This is a genomic window from Sporosarcina sp. 6E9, from assembly GCF_017921835.1.
Lineage (GTDB): Bacteria > Bacillota > Bacilli > Bacillales_A > Planococcaceae > Sporosarcina.
On record NZ_JAGEMN010000001.1, the window covers coordinates 1,251,529 to 1,268,971 of the forward strand.

Sequence of the window (17,443 nt, forward strand, 5' to 3'; positions counted from 1 at the left end):
TCCTCACTTTGTTGCAGTACTTTCTTCTAAATTAGCCCCCATCCACGACTTTAATTGGGCTAATATTTTCTTTTCCAGTCTTGACACTTGAACCTGCGATATACCTATTCTTTCAGCAATATCACTTTGTGTGCAATCCAAGTAATAGCGCATATAAATAATCGTTTGATCTCTTTTATTTAATTTTGAAATGACATCGCGTAAAGGTATATGGTCAAATACCCTTTCAGAACGGTCATCCCTTAGCTGGTCCATTAAAGTTAAGCTGTCACCTTCATTTTCATATAATTGTTCATGAAGTGATGCGGGATCTCTAAGCGCATCTGAAGCTAGTATGACATCATCCAATTTAACTTCTAATATCTCTGCTATTTCCGCCAGCGTCGGGTAGCTTCCAGTCTTTTTTACATAGTCGTCTGTTGCATGACGAATCTTGAAACTTAGTTCGCGTATTGAACGACTCACTTTCACCATACCGTCATCTCTTAAAAAACGTTGAATTTCTCCGACAATCATCGGGACTGCATAGGTAGAAAACTTCACTTCATAAGAAAGGTCAAATTTATCAATCGACTTCATAAGGCCGATACAGCCAATCTGAAATAAGTCTTCCGGATCCGCACCTCGAGAAGCAAATCGTTGAACGATTGACCAAACGAGACGCGTATTTCCTTCGACCATCAATTTCCTTGCCTCTTTATCACCTTCCTGCGAAACTTTTATAAGTTCTCTCATCTTCTCCTGGGACAATAAAGCATGCTTTTTTTCAACGGATGCGTCCATACGTCACCTCATTCTGCTCGTTTCCGTAATCGGAGAAAATTTCTTCTCGAATTTGACCACTGTACCCGAGCCAATTACCGATTCGACGGACAAGCTATCCGAAAAACTTTCCATAATTGTAAAACCCATTCCAGAACGTTCCATATGCGGTTTACTGGTATACATCGGTTCCATCGCACGGGCTAAATTATCAATTCCAGCCCCTTCATCACTGACAGTCATCGATACTGTATGGTCATCGATTTTAGCATGAATTTTAACTAGACTTACCCCATCATTTTCGTAGCCGTGAAGTATTGCATTTGTTACCGCTTCCGAAACAATCGTTTTAAATTCTGATATTTCTTCGATTGTCGGATCTAGCGGGGTAATAAAACACGTCATTGCCATTCTCGCTAAGGCCTCATTTTCTTCAATCGCAACAAAAGATAAAGTCATCTCATTGTTCATGTACAACCCCTCCAATCTCCCCGACCGCTTCTTCGATCGTACAATATCTAATATTTTCACCGAGTCCTGAAAAGCCAAAGATTTTGTTCATAGTAGCGGATGGATTTAGAATAAGAGTCTCCCCGCCAACAGGTGATAAATCACGCATTCTCCCAAGTATCAGCCCAATCCCTGCGCTATCCATAAATCCAAGCCCTTCTAAATCCCAAATAACTGCACGTACTTGCCCTGTAAAGATTGATGCTGAAATGTCTGAACGAATCTGATTTGCCTTATGATTGTCTAGTTCACCTCTCAAAGTTGCTATTAAAATCCCGTTATCAATAATCTCAATTTTCGCCATAGAAAATCCCTCCTTCATGCGCTTTAATTCCACATTGTTTAGGGGGAATCCTTTGACGTAGCAAAACTAGTCATCAACCGGTAAAACTTCTTACGTTTCGACACGAATCTGCTTTCCATATAAGTATTGACCGCTTCGAATTGATTTACACATAGAATTAAAAAAAGCTATCCTTTTAACCGATTTAACTCGGTTAAAAAGATAGCTTTTGATTTCTTTAGCGATTAATCATGAATGACTTCACCAATAAGTTGTGGCGGCAAAACTGCCTCATCGCCAATGATCATATGCTCTTGGAGTAGCGTCACCGATTGCTGAACTTCTTCAGTATTCGCATGAATGATAGCGAGTACGTCGCCCTTTTGAACAGGATCGCCTATTTTCTTTTCCAGGACGACACCCACGGACAAATCAATTACATCATCTTTATCAGCGCGTCCAGCACCTAACAACATCGCCGCGACACCGATGTCATTTGCACCCATACTGGTAATATAACCTGACCGTGCAGCCTGTACCTCTATCTTATACTTGGCTGTCGGAAGGAGCGTAGTATCATGAATGATTGCACGATTACCTCCCTGAGCTTCAATGAGCGTTCCGAATAACTCGAGTGCCGAACCGTCTTTTATTACCTGCTCGAGCATTTCGCGTCCCTCTTCCAAAGTCGCTGCTTTTTCTCCTACGACCAGCATTTGACTTCCTAGAACCAGACATAGTTCTGTCAAATCCTTTGGTCCATTACCTTTTAGCGTTTCGATTGCTTCAATGACTTCGAGAGAATTCCCAATCGCATTTCCAAGCGGCTGGCTCATATCTGATATTATCGCCATCGTTTTTCGCCCTACGTGATTTCCGATTGCCACCATTGATTTCGCTAGCGCCAATGCTTCTTCTTTCGACTTCATAAATGCCCCGTCGCCCGTTTTCACATCTAGAACAATGGCATCTGCTCCAGCTGCTATTTTTTTACTCATAATTGAACTTGCGATTAGCGGAATACTATCTACTGTTGCTGTTACATCACGTAATGAGTATATTTTCTGGTCCGCTGGTGTTAAGTTTTTACTTTGACCAATTATCGCAAGTTTCAACTCGTTTACTTGCTTGACAAACTCGTCACTTGTCAACTCAATATGGAACCCCTCAATCGCCTCTAACTTGTCCAAAGTACCACCCGTATGTCCAAGTCCTCTACCACTCATCTTCGCAACAGGAACGCCGCAAGCAGCCACCAACGGGACAAGAATGAGCGTTGTCGTATCTCCGACTCCTCCAGTCGAGTGTTTATCGACTTTTACGCCCTCAATGGATGATAAATCGATTTGAGCGCCAGACTCAACAATGGCCATTGTTAAATCGGCTTGTTCTTTTTCAGTCATACCCTTAAAATAAATTGCCATTAGTAATGCACTCGCTTGATAGTCAGGGATAGTGTCATTCGTATAACCGTTAATAAAGTGAATGATCTCCTCTTTCGATAATGAACCACCATTTCGCTTCTTCTTAATTAGATCGACCATTCTCATCGTAAATTCACCTTTTTCTGTAGTAATGTTAGAAAACTTTTACCATACTCAGGCAACTTCACGTTAAAATTATCTGCGATTGTTGCGCCTATATCCGAAAATGTTTCATTGATTGGCATTGGACCACCTTCAGTAAACGATGGTGAATAAATAAGCAATGGGACGTATTCTCGAGTATGGTCAGTACCTTTAAAAACAGGATCATTCCCGTGATCTGCCGTGATGATCAATAAATCATCTTCACGTAATAAATTCATTATTTCCACTAACCGCTCGTCAAATTCTTGAAGTGCTTGCCCATATCCAATTGGATCACGACGATGACCAAATAATGCATCAAAATCGACCAGATTTGTAAAGCTGATGCCATTAAAATCCCGTCCCATTACTTCTAGCAACTTGTCTACGCCATCCATATTACTAATTGTCCGAACCGAATCTGTAATTCCTTCACCATTAAAAATATCTGAAATTTTGCCAATCGCAATCACATCTAAATCCGCATCTTGAAGTTCGTTCATCACCGTTCGATTAAAAGGTTTTAGCGCATAATCATGTCTGTTCGTTGTCCGAGTGAAATTACCTGGTTCTCCGATAAATGGCCGCGCAATTACCCGACCGACTAAATATTCTGGTGATAATGTGAGTTCGCGTGCAATTTCACATATCTTATATTGTTCTTCAATTGGTATAATCTCTTCATGAGCAGCAATTTGAAGAACAGGGTCCGCGGATGTGTAAACGATAATTGCACCTGTTTCCATATGCTCTTTCCCAAGTTCATCAATTATACCTGTGCCGCTAGCTGGCTTATTGCCAATTACTTTTCTTCCAACTCGTTTTTCAAGTTCACCTATTAGTTCAGGTGGAAATCCATTGGGATACACCTTAAATGGTTTATCAATGTTCAGCCCCATTATCTCCCAATGCCCTGTCATTGTATCTTTACCAACAGATGCCTCCTGCATTTTCCCGTACATCGCTACTGGCTCTTTTGCTACTGGCACGCCTTCAATCTCTCTGATATTTGACAGTCCAAGCTTGGCCATATTCGGCATAGTTAACCCATTCATCGCCTCGGCAATATGCCCCAGCGTATCAGATCCTACATCTCCGAATAGATTTGCGTCCGGCGCTTCTCCAATTCCGACAGAGTCAAGTACCACTACATGGATTCGTTTAAATTCTTCTTTTTTCATACTAGGGATTCCTCCTAAATTTTTACGCTCGCGGATGATACTGTACATATACTTCTTTCAATCTCGTTCTGCTAACATGCGTATAAATCTGTGTTGTTGAAATATCTGCATGCCCAAGCATTTCCTGAACCGCTCGTAAATCAGCACCATTTTCGATTAAATGCGTAGCAAAGGAATGTCTCAAAATATGAGGCGTCATTTTCTTTTGAATGTTAACACTCAGCGCATGAGCCTTTAACAACTTCCAACATCCTTGTCGCGTCAATCTGCCACCACGCATATTTAAAAACAATGCATCCTGAGTGCCCTTTGCTTTTTCAACAAATTTTGGCCGTGCCTCATTCACATAGCATGTGCAAGCTTGAATCGCTTTATTTCCTAATGGAATAATTCTTTCTTTTCCACCCTTCCCAAAAACCCGTACAAAACCCATCGTTAAATGAATATGATCTAGGTCAAGGTTAATTAGTTCACTAACACGCATTCCAGTTCCATATAACACTTCAAGTAACGCGGCGTCTCTAACACCTTGTGGTTTCGATTGATCTGGTGCATCGATTAACTGTCCCACTTCCTCTAATGATAAAACTCGAGGTAATTTTTGTTCGATTTTGGGTAGTTCTATGTGTACCGTTGGATCATTTGACGTTACCTTTTCTCGTAATAAAAACTGATGGAACGAACGGATAGATGAAATATGCCTTGAAACGGTTCTAGAGGACTTGCCTTCATCATTCATAACTTGCAAATAGGAGATAATGTTTTGTCGAGTAACCGCATTGAGAGAATAAACTTCCGTATTTTCTATGAACTCGACATAGTCTGTCAAATCTCTGCGATAAGAAGTAATAGTGTTTACAGCTAATTGTCGCTCAATCTTCAAAAAGTGTAAATAATCTTCAAGGGCAAATTGTGTACTTTCCATTTGAATCCCCCTTCATGCCATAACGACAAAGAGGACAGCATATGGCTGTCCTCGTATAATCATTTTTCAGCTTCTCTATCTTTACAACGTTTACAGATTCCGTGAAAAGTTAACCAATGATCTTTAATAGAAAATTCCCAGCGGCTTTCTACAATTTTCTCAACTTCTCCAAGAAGATCCTCTTTAATCTCATCAACGGTACCGCATTCTATGCAAATAAGATGATGATGAAAATGTGTCGCACCCTCTTGTCTTAAGTCATAGCGCGAAACACCATCTCCAAAGTTGATTTTATCAACAATCTTTAAATCTGTTAGCAATTCAAGTGTTCGATACACAGTTGCAAGACCGATTTCAGGAGACTTTTTCTTCACGAGCAAAAAAACATCTTCTGCACTTAAATGATCCGCCTCATGCTCAAGGAGGACCACGACTGTAGCTTCACGCTGTGGCGTCAACTTGTAACTGGCGCCATGTAATTGTTTTTTAATCCGATCAATTCGGCTCTCCATAGGACGCCCCCCTCAAACTGTCTTCATTATATCAAAAGAAGTTTATAGAAGACAACAGAAAGGAAAAGGAATCCAGAATCTATGGAAATACTTATTTAAGAATATAATAAAAAACCGAATACTCTATTGCAGTAATTAGAAGTACCAATCCAAGTAAAAATAAAAGAGCCTTATCATTTCGTTTTCTCTGTCCCACCGTTCGGATAAAAAATGGCGGTTTTAAAATCGCGCAAAACAACAGCAGTAAAAAACAAATCGCAAGTTGGAAGGGAAACCACCAAACTGTATACGCGAGCATTTTCATACCCGTTGAAAGTAAGAAACCCGTCGACAAACCAAATAACACACATTTTAATGCACCAATAAAAGTAACCAAAAAGCGTAATTTCTTAACAAATGATAAACCAAATGCCACAAGAAAAAAAACAGCATTCATAAACACAGGCTTGATAAAATTCGCTGCGTGACCTTCAACAACCCTGCCATCGAATAATACGAGCAATTTTTCAACAGATACTAAAGGCATTTCTCGGAATAATAGCGCTCCTCCGAGGTATCCAACAGCTAGGATGACAAAAAGATAAGTAAATGAGAGTGAACGGATCATTGACTGCACCTCCGCTTATTTAATACAGCCTATGCTCGTCCACTAGAAAATAGTTCACTATTTCAATTGATGTTTTGCATAAATTACAGCAAAAGCGGTCTTCGCGTCATAGATTTCGCCCGTAGCAACCATTTGCTCTGCTTCATCTATTGTCGCTTCCAGAAGTTCAATAAATTCATCTTCATCGCCCGCGGCCGGATTTTCCACTTCATATAAAATTTCCGCCAAGTACAGATGAATGATTTCATTGGCGAAACCTGGCGACGTTGCAAAAGATTGAATATAGGTTACTTTGCGTGCGCCATAGCCTGTTTCTTCTTCTAGCTCCCGAAGTGCTGTAATTTTAGGATCCTCACCAATTTCTATGCGCCCCGCCGGAATTTCAATCAATGACCGGTTTAAACTTTTCCGATATTGTTTAACTAAAATAATTTTCCCGTCATTTGTTATAGGAATTAAAGCGACTGCACCAGGATGTTGAATCAGTTCGCGTTTTGCCCGATTCCCATCAGGCAATTCAACTTCCTCAAGTCTAAGTGAAATTACTTTCCCTTCATAAATGGTCTCACTCGACAATGTTTTCTCTTCAAATTTATCCATTGTATCAACCCTTCCGTATGGAAATTATGTTGAGGTCATTGTACCATGATTAGTCATAAGGTGGTGTTTCCATGAAAAAAAGAGAATTAGGAAAAAGCGGATTATATGTATCAGAACTTGCACTTGGAACAATGTCTTTTCCGGATAATGAAGTGGAAGCAAAAAAGATTGTAGATACTGCAATTCATGCCGGCATTAATTTTTTCGATACGGCCAACATTTATGCTGGCAGTAAAAACGAAAAAATTGTCGGAAATGCACTGAAGGAGCATCGCGAAAATATTGTTCTTGCAACGAAAGTCGGTAACAAGTTAAACGCTGATGGCGAAGGGTGGACATGGGACCCAACAAAACGCCACATCACGGAAGAAGTTAAGCATAGTCTACATCGACTTGGAACGGATTACATTGATTTGTACCAGCTTCATGGCGGAACGATGGAAGACAATATTGATGAAACGATCGATGCTTTTGAAAGCTTGAAAAAAGAAGGATTAATTCGCCAATATGGGATTTCTTCCATACGACCGAACGTCATAAAACGTTTCCTCGAAGAGAGCACTGCTGTTTCGGTCATGATGCAATATAGTCCACTTGACCGCAGACCCGAAGAGTGGATCCCATTAATAAGCCGTTCAGGCGCTTCTATTATTACAAGGGGAACATTAGCAAAAGGATATTTAACAATGGAAGGTCAAAAAAGAGCAAATGCTTCGGATGGTTTCGCTCTTTATCACACAGCCGATTTGAAACAAATTGTAAACACACTAAATGAGGAAGTTGACGATTTACACGCAGCTTCAATCGCATTTGCACTGCAAAATAAAACAGTTGCCTCTGCATTAGTCGGCGCACGGACAACAACGCAATTACTTGATTCTATTGTCGCTTACGAAAAAGGATGCTCAACTGATCAAATGGACAACCTTAAAAACTTAACAGCAATGCATCGATATACTGAGCATCTAATTTGAATCAAAATAAAAGAAGACAATATCCCGTAATTAATACGGGATATTGTCTTCTTGCGCTCTCTAATTAATGTGCATCCGGGAATACTCTTCGCATTGCTTCAGTGAATTCATCAAAAAATCCTTCTACCGGTTCCCCTTGATTGAGCTGGTCTTCATAACCTCTCATGCGGTCTACAAAATCTGGGTTCAATGATACATATACATTTTGGATATTTTCATTGGCCTCTCTAACTTTTTTTGCAATTTTGTTTTCCAAATCAGGAGATAAAACTTGATCCGGATTATTATGCATATTGTCATTTTCGGTATCTGTGTTCGCATCGGTTCCGTCAGTATTATCGTTGTCATTTACTGTGTTGTCTCCGTCTAATACTACAGCAGCATAAGCGTTTCGATCAGTGACGATAACTGTTGCGCGCTCTACCCCATCCAATTCCGTGATCCGATCTGCCGCATCCTTGGCAATTTCCAGTTTTGTCTCGCCATTATTATTATTCGCATTATCATTTGTACCGTTGTCGATGTTCGTGTCTGCATTGTCTGTTGCAGCATTATTTGTTGCGTTGTTGTTCTTATCTTTATTGAAGTTACACCCCATTAAAGATAAAGATAGAAGCAGGATTGTGAAAAGTAGTGAAACTTTCTTCATGATTTTTCCTCCCTAATTTATTATAAGGATAGGTTAACCAAAAAAATGAAGTTTATGTATACATAATAAAATAAATAAACGCTGTTCAATAGAACAGCGTTTTTTATAGCGGATTACTTTTTGTGTAAATTATTATTATGCTTTTTAGCTGCTTTGTTTTGTCCGAGTACATTTAAATCATCAACACTTCGATCGTAGCCATATCCATACTCTTCTCGGTCTTTTTTGTTACCTGTTTTCTCTTTGTTTTCGTTTTGATTGGTATTCAAATATAGTCACCTCCGTCTTGAGTAGGTTGTTCAAGACAAAAGTTATTATGCTAAATAGTGACCTATATCGTGATTAAGTGACCGAATAAAGAAATCAATGTTAGACTTACGATGCCAACTGATACTGCGGCTATCATTCCTATGTAAAACGGTTTAATTCCCAAACCTTTAAAAACAGAGAAATTTGTTGATAATCCGACTCCCGCCATAGCTATACCGAGCAGATAGGTTGAACCGAAGGAACTCCAGGAACTATAGAATCCTTCCCATGTTTTCTCCGAAAAAAATCCGAATGCTGAACCCGTATTTGCTACAGTCAAATCGCCGATTGTTCTTATTAATGCCAGGAATAAAAAACCGATGACGAATAATGGAATTAGTTTGTACCATTTGGGCATTGTCTGCTCTGCTTTGATTTGGTTTTTATTGCCTTTGAAAAACAAATAAGAAACAATAGGTATAACTGCAATAATAAATAAGTTTCTCGTTAATTTCGTGACAGTAGCGACATCGACAACTTTTTCATAATCATACATTTGGCTATAGATAAGCGCCGCGCCGGTTACTTGAGCAGTGTCGTGAATTGCAGTGCCCAAAAATAATCCAGCTTTAATAGGATCGGTAGCAAAAAACAAATTCGCCAAATACGGATAAAATAACATGCCGATTAAACCGAATACTGTAATATTCGCTACAGCGTAAGAAATTTCGTCGTCCTTTGCTTTTACAACTGGCGCAGTGGCCATGATCGCTGTAACACCACAAATTCCAGTCCCGCATGCGATTAGCGTTCCTAGACGCTGAGATTGCTGTAATTTTTTCGTGAAATATAGTGTCATCAACAATCCACTTGAAATGCAGGCAATGATTAATGGTAATCCCCATGCGCCTAGCTTGACTGCCTCCACTAGTGATAAGCGTAAACCTAGTAAAATAATTCCGGCTCGTAACGCATATTTTAGCGATATTTTAACGCCATCCATAAAAATATTATGCACGCCGATTGTATTTCGAATAATAATTCCAATAATAATTGCGACAAAAATCCCTGATACAGGGCTTGCACTTCCAGGAGGCAATATGTTGAAGCCGATGATTAACTGGCCAATTAAATCTGCACTGTAAATCCCAGCCAAAATGACAATCAAACATAGAAGAATTCCTGGTAGCACTTGAACGATTTTGTTTCGATTTGAGTTCATTAACATGTAACTCCTTACTCCGATGCTAATTAGCAAAAAAATCAGAAATACCATAAGTGGTAAATCTGATTTTTCGTCATCATTAGTTTCGAAAAAGTATTTAAGATAGACTGTTTAGAAACTCTTCAATATCTTCCCGAGTTTTACGATTTTTACTTACAAAACGACCTAATTCTTTTCCATCATTAAAAGCAACAAAACTAGGAATCCCAAAAATATCCAGGTCTACACATAAGTCAATAAACTCATCGCGATCGACTGAGATGAACGTATATTCAGGATAATCCACTTCGAGAATTGGTAAGAACGGCTCGATGACCGTACAATCTGGACACCATCCAGCAGTAAACATGAAAATTGTGCGTTCTTCATTTTTTAGTAGTTCAAACTGCTCCATTGACTGTAACTTTTCCATATTCTTCCTCCCTACTCAAAAATATTCATCGCATTAATCGCACCCGAATGAGTTCCTTCATGCCAACTTAAGAATTGCACGAATCCCTCGATGCTATCAATTGTCATTATATCATCGCCTATTATCAACGGCTCTGCCGCTTTTTCAGCGAGTCTGCTTTCGACAACCGGGATGACTCTTTCCAATTGAGCTCTTAACGCTGCTAGGACTTCTTCACCCGTAGGAACGATTCCTTCCCACTCATCAGGGCTTGAGCCATCGATAAATAATGGATTCCAATCTGGCTCCACAGGGTCATACGATTTTATACATTGGTGGACAAACTGCTCTACAGTAACAAAAATATGACCTGCATGCCATAAAATATTATTATTAAAGCCTTTCGGTTGAACTTCCCACTTGGACTCTTCAACCCTTTTCAATCTCCCAATTGTATGCATCCGGGCTAAACGGAGCTGCTGTATAGTTTCGATTGTTACTCTCTCCCCTTCATAAGTACTCTCTTAACTGTAAATGATTCTACAGTTTTTTGAAATTTAGTAGCTCTAAAAGGTAGTTTTTATATGGATTCAATAGTAAATGAAAAGAATAGCCTTGATTAGGGCTACTCTTTTACATCGTTATTAATTTCTGCATGTCTTTTATTTAGCTACTTCAACAATCCAGTTAAACGGATCTTCAATCGCACCCGTTTGGATACCCGTTAAATTATCATATAATCTTTTTGAAAGTTGACCCGTATTGCCGTTGTTTACTACATATTTATGATCTTGCCAATTAAATTCACCGATTGGAGAAATTACCGCTGCAGTCCCCGTACCGAAAGCCTCTTCTAAAGTTCCATTCTCAGTAGCTTCACGAATTTCATCGATTGAAATTTTACGTTCAGTAACAGGGATATCCCAGTGACTCAATAATTGGATAATTGACTTTCTAGTGATTCCTTCTAATATACTTCCGTTTAACATCGGGGTGATAACTTCACCGTTAATTTTAAAGAAGATGTTCATACTTCCGACTTCTTCGATATACTTCTTTTCAATACCGTCCAACCACAGGACTTGTGCATAGCCTTTTTGACCTGCAACTTCTTGGGCTCTGAGACCCGACGCATAGTTTCCTGCTGTTTTCGCTGTTCCCGTTCCGCCTGCAACCGCACGAACATATTCATTTTCAACAAGTATTTTAACTGGATGGATACCTTCTTTGTAGTAGGATCCAACAGGAGATAAAATAATCATAAATGTATACTTTTTAGAAGGCGATACACCTAGATGGGATTCCGTCGCAATCATAAAAGGACGAATATAAAGAGACGTACCTTCCGCTGTTGGAATCCATTCCTTATCGATAATAAGAAGTTCTTTCAACGCTTCGATTGCTAAATCCTCGTCGATTTGAGGCATACATAGCCGCGCACTCGACTGATTCATTCTTCGCATATTTTGTTCAGGACGGAATAATCTCACTGCACCATCTTTTGACAAGTAAGCTTTTAACCCTTCAAAGACCGTTTGACCATAATGAAAAACAACCGCCGCAGGATCCAACATAATCGGCTCGTATGGAACGATTCGATGATCACTCCAGCCATGCTCTTCGGTATAATCAGCAACAAACATATGATCTGTGAATACTCTTCCAAACTCCAATTGACTTGATTCTGGCTTCTGCTTTTTTTGTTCACTTAATTTAACGTCGATTTTTTTCAATTGTACTGTCATGGTGAATGTATCCCCTTCAACTCTTATTTTCATATAAATATGAATCACCTACATCGGCGAATAATAACCATATTATACCCTTATATACCGAAAAGAAAAGCATATTTCAAATATTCCTTATTAAGATTCAATTTCTAAGCATTAAGGTTTACCAATAGTTCTTCTATCGGTACAATTTACTGTATAGCATAAAAAGGGGTCGAGAAATGATGAACTTAAATCAGTGGTATGAAAAAGGAATTACACCAGACGAGTATATTAAATCTTTGGAAAAACATAAGGCGGGTTTTTCACATATTTATGCCAATTATTCAGTACCAGAAGAAGATGAAAGTTTTCTTCAAGCAATCAGAGAAAAAGAACTGCGCCTAATTGGGTTAGCTGAACCTTGGTGCGGTCATTGCATGTTAAACATTCCGGTATTACTTCGCCTAGCGGAAAGAACAAATACGCCAGTTCGACTTCTTCCTCGTGATGAAAACTTAGAACTGATGGACCAGTATTTAACAAACGGCAAATCTCGAACCATCCCGATTTTTATCTTCATTGATAATGATGGGAACGAAGTTGCTAAATGGGGTCCGATTGCTGAACGAACGAAGCAATTCATTGATCAGTATAGAGAAAAACTACCAGCAAAAGATGCACCTGATTATGATGAGAAATTTACAGAGATGATAGGAATCACCGCCAAAGCATTCAAAGAAGACAACCAACTTTGGAGCGGCGCATATGAGAGTATGAAAGAAACATTGTTAGAAAGTATTAAGTGAGTTTGAACACAAAAGTGTACGAGAATTTCCCGTACTTTTTTATAAGTTGATACTTTGTCATATAAATAATGTAAATCTCATGATAAATAAATCAGTTATGTTCATTGTAATTCGCTTCGGCGCTGGTGGATACCTCCCGCAATAAGCCAGACAGAAGACCACTGTCTGGCTTATTGCTTCGGCTACCACTTAGGAGGCGCCTACGCTAGTTTTATTTGCTAGATCATTTTTTCTTTATTGTTAGTGATATGGAAATGAAGAAAGAGTCGTCTAGATAGACGGCTTTTTTGCATACTTTTTGTTAATATATTTGCTTGCAGTTTACAGCGGTTTGCTTGCACTTCAAAGAGTTTTCCTTGAACTTATATGACGTTTGCTTGCACTAAAAAGATTTTTCTTGCAAATCGGGGTCTTGTACTTATACAAAAACTGATATTCAAACAACTTTGTGAATAAGAAAACACTACATAACTCCCTTTGAACAGTGAAAGTAGTTGATTGTAGTGCAGGGTGGCGACTCCAGCGGGAATAGCGAGACAGCTGAGACCCCGCAGGAGCTTTGCGACGAGGAGACTCAGCGCTCGCCCGCCGGAAAGCGTCCGCCCGGAACGAAAATCAACGAGTTGTATAATAAACGATTCTTGAATAATGAATTATTTTATTTTAAATAATACAGGTATAACTATACTATTAACATTTCACTCATAAGCAGATTGATCTGTAAATGAAATGTACAACAAATATATAACGAGGCAAATGGCCATTGTTAAGTAGCCCCAACCTAGCGTGATTTGTTCGATTAATAAATAGTTATTGCATAGTTGCACAGGCGACTTAACATAGAGCAATCCTAATGCAAAAGACATAATAGTAATAACGATGAATAGAATATTCCTTTTAAAACTTCCCAATTTTCTCCAACTATCACGCAACGGCACGCCTGCTAAGAATGGTAAACTGATGAATTTAAAAACTTCAACACTCGTAAGTGTTAACGCCTCATCCATAGTTCTTGGTATCATCCAGTAAAGCAATATGACTAGGAATAGAAGAATGCCTGGGATGCCGTTTTGATTCCACGTTTCGAAAAACTTCGGGTAACGCTGAAGAAAAAACTTTGCCATTAGAACTCCTGCGATTATGAGGAGCGGCATTTGCATATGCATATGAATAATCATGATTGATTCCAAGATGTTGACGACGGGTGGAAGCGCCAAGAAAACGAATAAGAGCAAACCATATTTAGCTTGTTTCATTCATTACGCCCCCACTTCTTTATTAAGGATGGTAATAATTTTTGACGCAGACCCTTCGATATCCTTATAGTCCATCACATCGATCAAACTGCCTTCTTTATCAACTAAATAAAATGCCGAGTTATGCGCATAGTTTCCGTAATCATCCGGAATGACGATTACACCAAACTCATCTAACAATAAATCTAATTCTGCTTGATTTTCAATTCTGGCCATTCTCCACGTTTCTCCATCACTCTCAAAAAAATTTTTGTACATATCCAATTTAGCCGGATCATCCACTGTCGGATCAAAGCTGATACTTAAAAACACAATTTCTTCACCAATGTATGCCTCCGGGATTCGTTTATAAACCTCAGACATATTCATTTCCAAATCAATACAAACTGTTGTACAAGTTGTGTAGATAAAAGTGACCAGCACATATTTATTTTGAAACTCGGAAAATGGATAAACGCGTTGATTGCTATCTTCCAATGTTACAATCGGGAATTTAGGTTGATCCTCTTTTAACTGGTTCACCCGAGCAGTTTCAGCAGTATATGCAGTAAATCCATCGGTTCCAAAATAGAACAGCGTGAAACCGAACAACAGTACAACAACAATTCCTAATGAATTCCGATGCTTCTTCATCTACACCACTTCCCATACAGTTTAGTTTTCTAACAGCAAGAGAGATAGCCCATAGACTATCTCTCCTTTGATAGCCCCTTACCAGGTTCTAAATGGCGGCGATCCTGGCGGTGCGTTTACGATTAAATCTACAAGAGGTATGACGTAACCCATTGAAACAACGAGCAGCATGATGACAATCCATAATCCCCAACGATCTGTCCACATTGGTGTTTTTTCTTCTGCTTCCTCTGGTTCTGCAATCGGAAATTCTGTTTCCCCTTTTGGCGCTAAGAACATCATATGGAATACTGCGTACACTTGAATCAGTACACCGATGATTAGTAGCGTTCCGCCAATCGCTAGCAAGAACATATACGGATCCCATCCAAGTGCCACTACGTGATCCCCGTATGTTGTATATGAAGTTCTACGTGGCGAACCAAGCAATCCTACATAATGCATGGAACCGGACATAAAGAGCATACCTACTGTCCAAATGATTGTTTGAATGACCCCCACTTTATTCATTGCTGGCGTGAGTACCCGCTTGGATAAGTATGGGATTAACCAATAAGTGATTCCGAAAAACGTTAGGATGACTGATGTTCCGACAGTTAAATGGAAGTGACCGACTACCCATAATGTGTTATGAACAACTTGGTTCAATTGGTTTGTTGTCTGTGCAATACCTCCTGCGCCTGCTGGTATGAAAGCTACCATTGCGATAAATGGCGCTAAGAACCGGACATCTCCCCAAGGTAATTTCTTAAGCCAACCAAGTAACCCTTTTCCACCTTTTGCCCGCCCCGTACGTTCAAACACATAGAACAATGCAAATGCTGTCATTAAGGACGGGAATGCGATTGATAAACTCATAAACACGTGCAAGAATTTGAGTACCTGCGACATTCCTGGGTCGACAATTTGATGGTGAAACCCGCCTGGAATGTTTGTAACGACTAGCAAGATTACGACTACACGCGTTAACGTATCACTAAATCTTCTTCCACCGATTATTTTTGGTACGATCACGTACCATGCCGACACTGCAGTCAAGTACCAAATGTTAACGAGCGTATGTCCGAAAGCCCAAAATAACGTTCGACTAACCATTACGTTTATTGTTTCAAGTAATCCGGCCGACCAGAAGATTAATGTTACAACTTCTACGGTGACGCCAATGCTCCCGAAAAATAGTAGAACGAATACGCCTGTCGCAAAGAATGCGAATATCGGGATATGCTTGCCTGGGTTGCTTTTTCTCCATTTGGCAACGTTGATAAATGCGCCAAATGCGCACATCCATACGCCAAGTACAATCAATGCCAATCCGATATAAAAGAATGGTGATGCTGCCATTGGTGGATAAAATGTATACAGAACAGTTGCTTCATTCATCAAAACTGGAATTACCGCAACGACAAAACCAACAATTTTCATCCAAAAACCAATCCAGGCCATCTTTCTAACTTGCGGTAATAATCCGCCTAGTGTATGTGACATGCCTGCGTAAAAATAACCTATTGTAAAGAACGCTGTTAGGACTAGAACTAATAAGATGCCATGTGCTGTTAATACTTGATAATAGGTAAACCAGGAAGGTAATTGTAATAACCCTGCACGTTCTAACCCTTGAAATAACCCTAAAAATCCACCTATTAGTAATGCGATAAACGCAACGGCCATATAAGATTTCGATAGTTTTGCATCTTCTGGAACGACGCCTAAAATCTGATGCGCTTTTTCTTTCATCGTTTTATTTTTATTTGTCTTTTTTAAATTTGTTTTGTTAATGACTGTTTCCATTTTACATCCCTCCTTTTATTTAACGAAGATTGTCGTACTCATCATTTGGTGACCAATACCGCAGTACTCGTTACACAGAACTAAATATTCACCAGGTTCTTTAAATGTTTGCGTGATCTTTTGAATATGACCAGGCATAACCATCGCATTTAAGTTCGTGCCAGCAACCTGGAATCCATGAACTACGTCTTTTGAAGTCATTGTAAATGTTACCTCCGCCCCAACAGGCACCTCAATATTGCTTGGTGTGAACCCAAAAGTTTGCAAGGTCATCACGACTTCATATTCGTTGTCTCCCGTTTGGAAAACCCCTGGATTATCGAAAGGCGCTGTTTCATCGACTTTTTGTGGATCAATTGTTTCCTTATGACTAGGGGGCCCCATTCCCATTGCAAATGTTTGATAACCGACAACTAACATAAATATGATTAAGATTCCAAAACTTAAAGCAAGCCAAATTTCTTCATAACGATGCATCTTCATGGTTTCTCCTCCTTATACTCTTATCATGTATAAAACGAATAGAAGTAAATATGCGGCAATAATTACTGCAGCCACGACCCCCACTGAAAACATGGTTCCTTTTAGTGAGTATTTCTCGTTTTCTTCTACCTCTTTCTTAACCTCAGTTTTTTCGGTTACCATCCGAAAGCACCTCCTATATTCTTCTTGCTTTCAGCTTAATTGATAATCATTCTCAACGATGTGATATTAATCACACTCACCAATCGTAATTTGGTAAACGCTTTAATAATTTCGAAAGAATTTTAAATTTTGCAGGAGTCTTGTAAATATAAACATCGCCACAGTAA

At 39.3% G+C, this 17,443-nt stretch carries 22 protein-coding genes; 2 read left to right on the forward strand and 20 right to left on the reverse strand.

Features of this window, described 5'->3' with window-relative positions:
• Positions 1–3 precede the first annotated feature (3 nt).
• From J4G36_RS06500 to J4G36_RS06540, 9 genes are all read right to left on the reverse strand, one after another.
• Positions 4–783 (reverse strand): SigF/SigG family RNA polymerase sporulation sigma factor, encoded by a 780-nt coding sequence (locus J4G36_RS06500; RefSeq protein ID WP_210469228.1) that lies wholly within the window; start codon positions 781–783, stop codon positions 4–6.
• A 3-nt stretch (positions 784–786) separates the two neighbouring features.
• Positions 787–1,233: an anti-sigma F factor gene (gene spoIIAB / locus J4G36_RS06505; RefSeq protein ID WP_210469229.1), complete on the reverse strand. Its 447-nt coding sequence runs from the start codon at positions 1,231–1,233 to the stop codon at positions 787–789.
• Complete coding sequence (locus tag J4G36_RS06510) at positions 1,223–1,576, reverse strand: anti-sigma factor antagonist (RefSeq protein WP_210469230.1); 354 nt, start codon at positions 1,574–1,576, stop codon at positions 1,223–1,225. Before J4G36_RS06510 ends, spoIIAB begins: the two co-directional genes overlap by 11 nt.
• A gap of 224 nt (positions 1,577–1,800) precedes the next feature.
• Positions 1,801–3,105, reverse strand: a complete 1,305-nt coding sequence (locus J4G36_RS06515; protein WP_210469231.1) for a pyrimidine-nucleoside phosphorylase — start codon at positions 3,103–3,105, stop codon at positions 1,801–1,803.
• Entirely contained in the window at positions 3,102–4,304 is a 1,203-nt protein-coding gene (gene deoB, locus J4G36_RS06520) for a phosphopentomutase (protein WP_210469232.1), read from the reverse strand. Before deoB ends, J4G36_RS06515 begins: the two co-directional genes overlap by 4 nt.
• A gap of 22 nt (positions 4,305–4,326) precedes the next feature.
• A complete protein-coding gene (gene xerD / locus J4G36_RS06525) occupies positions 4,327–5,229 on the reverse strand; it encodes a site-specific tyrosine recombinase XerD (protein WP_210469233.1) in 903 nt (300 codons plus the stop codon).
• Positions 5,230–5,288: 59 nt separating this feature from the next.
• Positions 5,289–5,741 carry a ferric iron uptake transcriptional regulator gene (fur, locus tag J4G36_RS06530; protein ID WP_210469234.1) on the reverse strand — a complete coding sequence of 151 codons (453 nt, stop codon included), beginning with the start codon at positions 5,739–5,741 and terminating at the stop codon, positions 5,289–5,291.
• Positions 5,742–5,832: 91 nt separating this feature from the next.
• Positions 5,833–6,348: a hypothetical protein gene (locus J4G36_RS06535; protein ID WP_210469235.1), complete on the reverse strand. Its 516-nt coding sequence runs from the start codon at positions 6,346–6,348 to the stop codon at positions 5,833–5,835.
• Between the two features lie 57 nt (positions 6,349–6,405).
• Complete coding sequence (locus tag J4G36_RS06540) at positions 6,406–6,948, reverse strand: NUDIX hydrolase (protein WP_210469236.1); 543 nt, start codon at positions 6,946–6,948, stop codon at positions 6,406–6,408.
• Between the two features lie 71 nt (positions 6,949–7,019).
• On the opposite strand from J4G36_RS06540, the gene J4G36_RS06545 reads away from it, so the two are divergent.
• On the forward strand, positions 7,020–7,922 hold the full coding sequence (locus J4G36_RS06545) for an aldo/keto reductase (protein WP_210469237.1): 903 nt from the start codon (positions 7,020–7,022) through the stop codon (positions 7,920–7,922).
• A 64-nt stretch (positions 7,923–7,986) separates the two neighbouring features.
• Here the strand turns inward: J4G36_RS06545 and J4G36_RS06550 are convergent, their stop codons facing one another.
• The 6 genes from J4G36_RS06550 to J4G36_RS06575 all read right to left on the reverse strand — a co-directional run bounded on the left by J4G36_RS06550 (position 7,987) and on the right by J4G36_RS06575 (position 12,181).
• Positions 7,987–8,571, reverse strand: a complete 585-nt coding sequence (locus J4G36_RS06550; RefSeq protein WP_210469238.1) for a YhcN/YlaJ family sporulation lipoprotein — start codon at positions 8,569–8,571, stop codon at positions 7,987–7,989.
• A gap of 113 nt (positions 8,572–8,684) precedes the next feature.
• Entirely contained in the window at positions 8,685–8,840 is a 156-nt protein-coding gene (locus J4G36_RS06555; RefSeq protein ID WP_210469239.1) for a hypothetical protein, read from the reverse strand.
• A 62-nt stretch (positions 8,841–8,902) separates the two neighbouring features.
• Positions 8,903–10,042, reverse strand: coding sequence for a YeiH family protein (locus J4G36_RS06560; protein ID WP_210469240.1), 1,140 nt, complete (start codon positions 10,040–10,042; stop codon positions 8,903–8,905).
• A 100-nt stretch (positions 10,043–10,142) separates the two neighbouring features.
• Positions 10,143–10,457: a thioredoxin family protein gene (locus J4G36_RS06565; RefSeq protein WP_210469241.1), complete on the reverse strand. Its 315-nt coding sequence runs from the start codon at positions 10,455–10,457 to the stop codon at positions 10,143–10,145.
• Between the two features lie 11 nt (positions 10,458–10,468).
• Positions 10,469–10,930 carry a DinB family protein gene (locus J4G36_RS06570; RefSeq protein WP_368668764.1) on the reverse strand — a complete coding sequence of 154 codons (462 nt, stop codon included), beginning with the start codon at positions 10,928–10,930 and terminating at the stop codon, positions 10,469–10,471.
• 168 nt (positions 10,931–11,098) lie between these two features.
• Positions 11,099–12,181, reverse strand: coding sequence for a branched-chain amino acid aminotransferase (locus J4G36_RS06575; RefSeq protein ID WP_210469243.1), 1,083 nt, complete (start codon positions 12,179–12,181; stop codon positions 11,099–11,101).
• Positions 12,182–12,387: 206 nt separating this feature from the next.
• Here J4G36_RS06575 and J4G36_RS06580 point away from each other — a divergent pair, with 206 nt between their 5' ends.
• Entirely contained in the window at positions 12,388–12,954 is a 567-nt protein-coding gene (locus tag J4G36_RS06580; protein WP_368668730.1) for a thioredoxin family protein, read from the forward strand.
• A 698-nt stretch (positions 12,955–13,652) separates the two neighbouring features.
• Here J4G36_RS06580 and J4G36_RS06585 read toward each other — a convergent pair.
• The 5 genes from J4G36_RS06585 to J4G36_RS06605 all read right to left on the reverse strand — a co-directional run bounded on the left by J4G36_RS06585 (position 13,653) and on the right by J4G36_RS06605 (position 17,276).
• Positions 13,653–14,210 (reverse strand): hypothetical protein, encoded by a 558-nt coding sequence (locus J4G36_RS06585; protein WP_210469244.1) that lies wholly within the window; start codon positions 14,208–14,210, stop codon positions 13,653–13,655.
• Positions 14,211–14,213: 3 nt separating this feature from the next.
• On the reverse strand, positions 14,214–14,843 hold the full coding sequence (locus tag J4G36_RS06590; RefSeq protein ID WP_210469245.1) for an SCO family protein: 630 nt from the start codon (positions 14,841–14,843) through the stop codon (positions 14,214–14,216).
• 78 nt (positions 14,844–14,921) lie between these two features.
• Positions 14,922–16,631: a cbb3-type cytochrome c oxidase subunit I gene (locus J4G36_RS06595; RefSeq protein WP_210469246.1), complete on the reverse strand. Its 1,710-nt coding sequence runs from the start codon at positions 16,629–16,631 to the stop codon at positions 14,922–14,924.
• A 15-nt stretch (positions 16,632–16,646) separates the two neighbouring features.
• Positions 16,647–17,114, reverse strand: a complete 468-nt coding sequence (locus tag J4G36_RS06600) for a cytochrome c oxidase subunit II (protein ID WP_210469247.1) — start codon at positions 17,112–17,114, stop codon at positions 16,647–16,649.
• A 12-nt stretch (positions 17,115–17,126) separates the two neighbouring features.
• On the reverse strand, positions 17,127–17,276 hold the full coding sequence (locus J4G36_RS06605) for a cytochrome c oxidase subunit 2A (RefSeq protein WP_210469248.1): 150 nt from the start codon (positions 17,274–17,276) through the stop codon (positions 17,127–17,129).
• Positions 17,277–17,443 lie beyond the last annotated feature (167 nt).

Coding starts and splice junctions, on each gene's coding strand:
- J4G36_RS06560 (WP_210469240.1), bottom strand. CDS start 10,042: ATGAACTCAAATCGAAACAAAATCGTTCAAGTGCTACCAGGAATTCTT.
- J4G36_RS06590 (WP_210469245.1), bottom strand. CDS start 14,843: ATGAAGAAGCATCGGAATTCATTAGGAATTGTTGTTGTACTGTTGTTC.
- deoB (WP_210469232.1), bottom strand. CDS start 4,304: ATGAAAAAAGAAGAATTTAAACGAATCCATGTAGTGGTACTTGACTCT.
- J4G36_RS06575 (WP_210469243.1), bottom strand. CDS start 12,181: ATGACAGTACAATTGAAAAAAATCGACGTTAAATTAAGTGAACAAAAA.
- J4G36_RS06565 (WP_210469241.1), bottom strand. CDS start 10,457: ATGGAAAAGTTACAGTCAATGGAGCAGTTTGAACTACTAAAAAATGAA.
- J4G36_RS06515 (WP_210469231.1), bottom strand. CDS start 3,105: ATGAGAATGGTCGATCTAATTAAGAAGAAGCGAAATGGTGGTTCATTA.
- J4G36_RS06545 (WP_210469237.1), top strand. CDS start 7,020: ATGAAAAAAAGAGAATTAGGAAAAAGCGGATTATATGTATCAGAACTT.
- J4G36_RS06550 (WP_210469238.1), bottom strand. CDS start 8,571: ATGAAGAAAGTTTCACTACTTTTCACAATCCTGCTTCTATCTTTATCT.
- J4G36_RS06605 (WP_210469248.1), bottom strand. CDS start 17,276: ATGGTAACCGAAAAAACTGAGGTTAAGAAAGAGGTAGAAGAAAACGAG.
- J4G36_RS06595 (WP_210469246.1), bottom strand. CDS start 16,631: ATGGAAACAGTCATTAACAAAACAAATTTAAAAAAGACAAATAAAAAT.
- J4G36_RS06585 (WP_210469244.1), bottom strand. CDS start 14,210: ATGAAACAAGCTAAATATGGTTTGCTCTTATTCGTTTTCTTGGCGCTT.
- J4G36_RS06580 (WP_368668730.1), top strand. CDS start 12,388: ATGATGAACTTAAATCAGTGGTATGAAAAAGGAATTACACCAGACGAG.
- J4G36_RS06600 (WP_210469247.1), bottom strand. CDS start 17,114: ATGAAGATGCATCGTTATGAAGAAATTTGGCTTGCTTTAAGTTTTGGA.
- fur (WP_210469234.1), bottom strand. CDS start 5,741: ATGGAGAGCCGAATTGATCGGATTAAAAAACAATTACATGGCGCCAGT.
- J4G36_RS06535 (WP_210469235.1), bottom strand. CDS start 6,348: ATGATCCGTTCACTCTCATTTACTTATCTTTTTGTCATCCTAGCTGTT.
- xerD (WP_210469233.1), bottom strand. CDS start 5,229: ATGGAAAGTACACAATTTGCCCTTGAAGATTATTTACACTTTTTGAAG.
- J4G36_RS06540 (WP_210469236.1), bottom strand. CDS start 6,948: ATGGATAAATTTGAAGAGAAAACATTGTCGAGTGAGACCATTTATGAA.
- J4G36_RS06500 (WP_210469228.1), bottom strand. CDS start 783: ATGGACGCATCCGTTGAAAAAAAGCATGCTTTATTGTCCCAGGAGAAG.
- spoIIAB (WP_210469229.1), bottom strand. CDS start 1,233: ATGAACAATGAGATGACTTTATCTTTTGTTGCGATTGAAGAAAATGAG.
- J4G36_RS06510 (WP_210469230.1), bottom strand. CDS start 1,576: ATGGCGAAAATTGAGATTATTGATAACGGGATTTTAATAGCAACTTTG.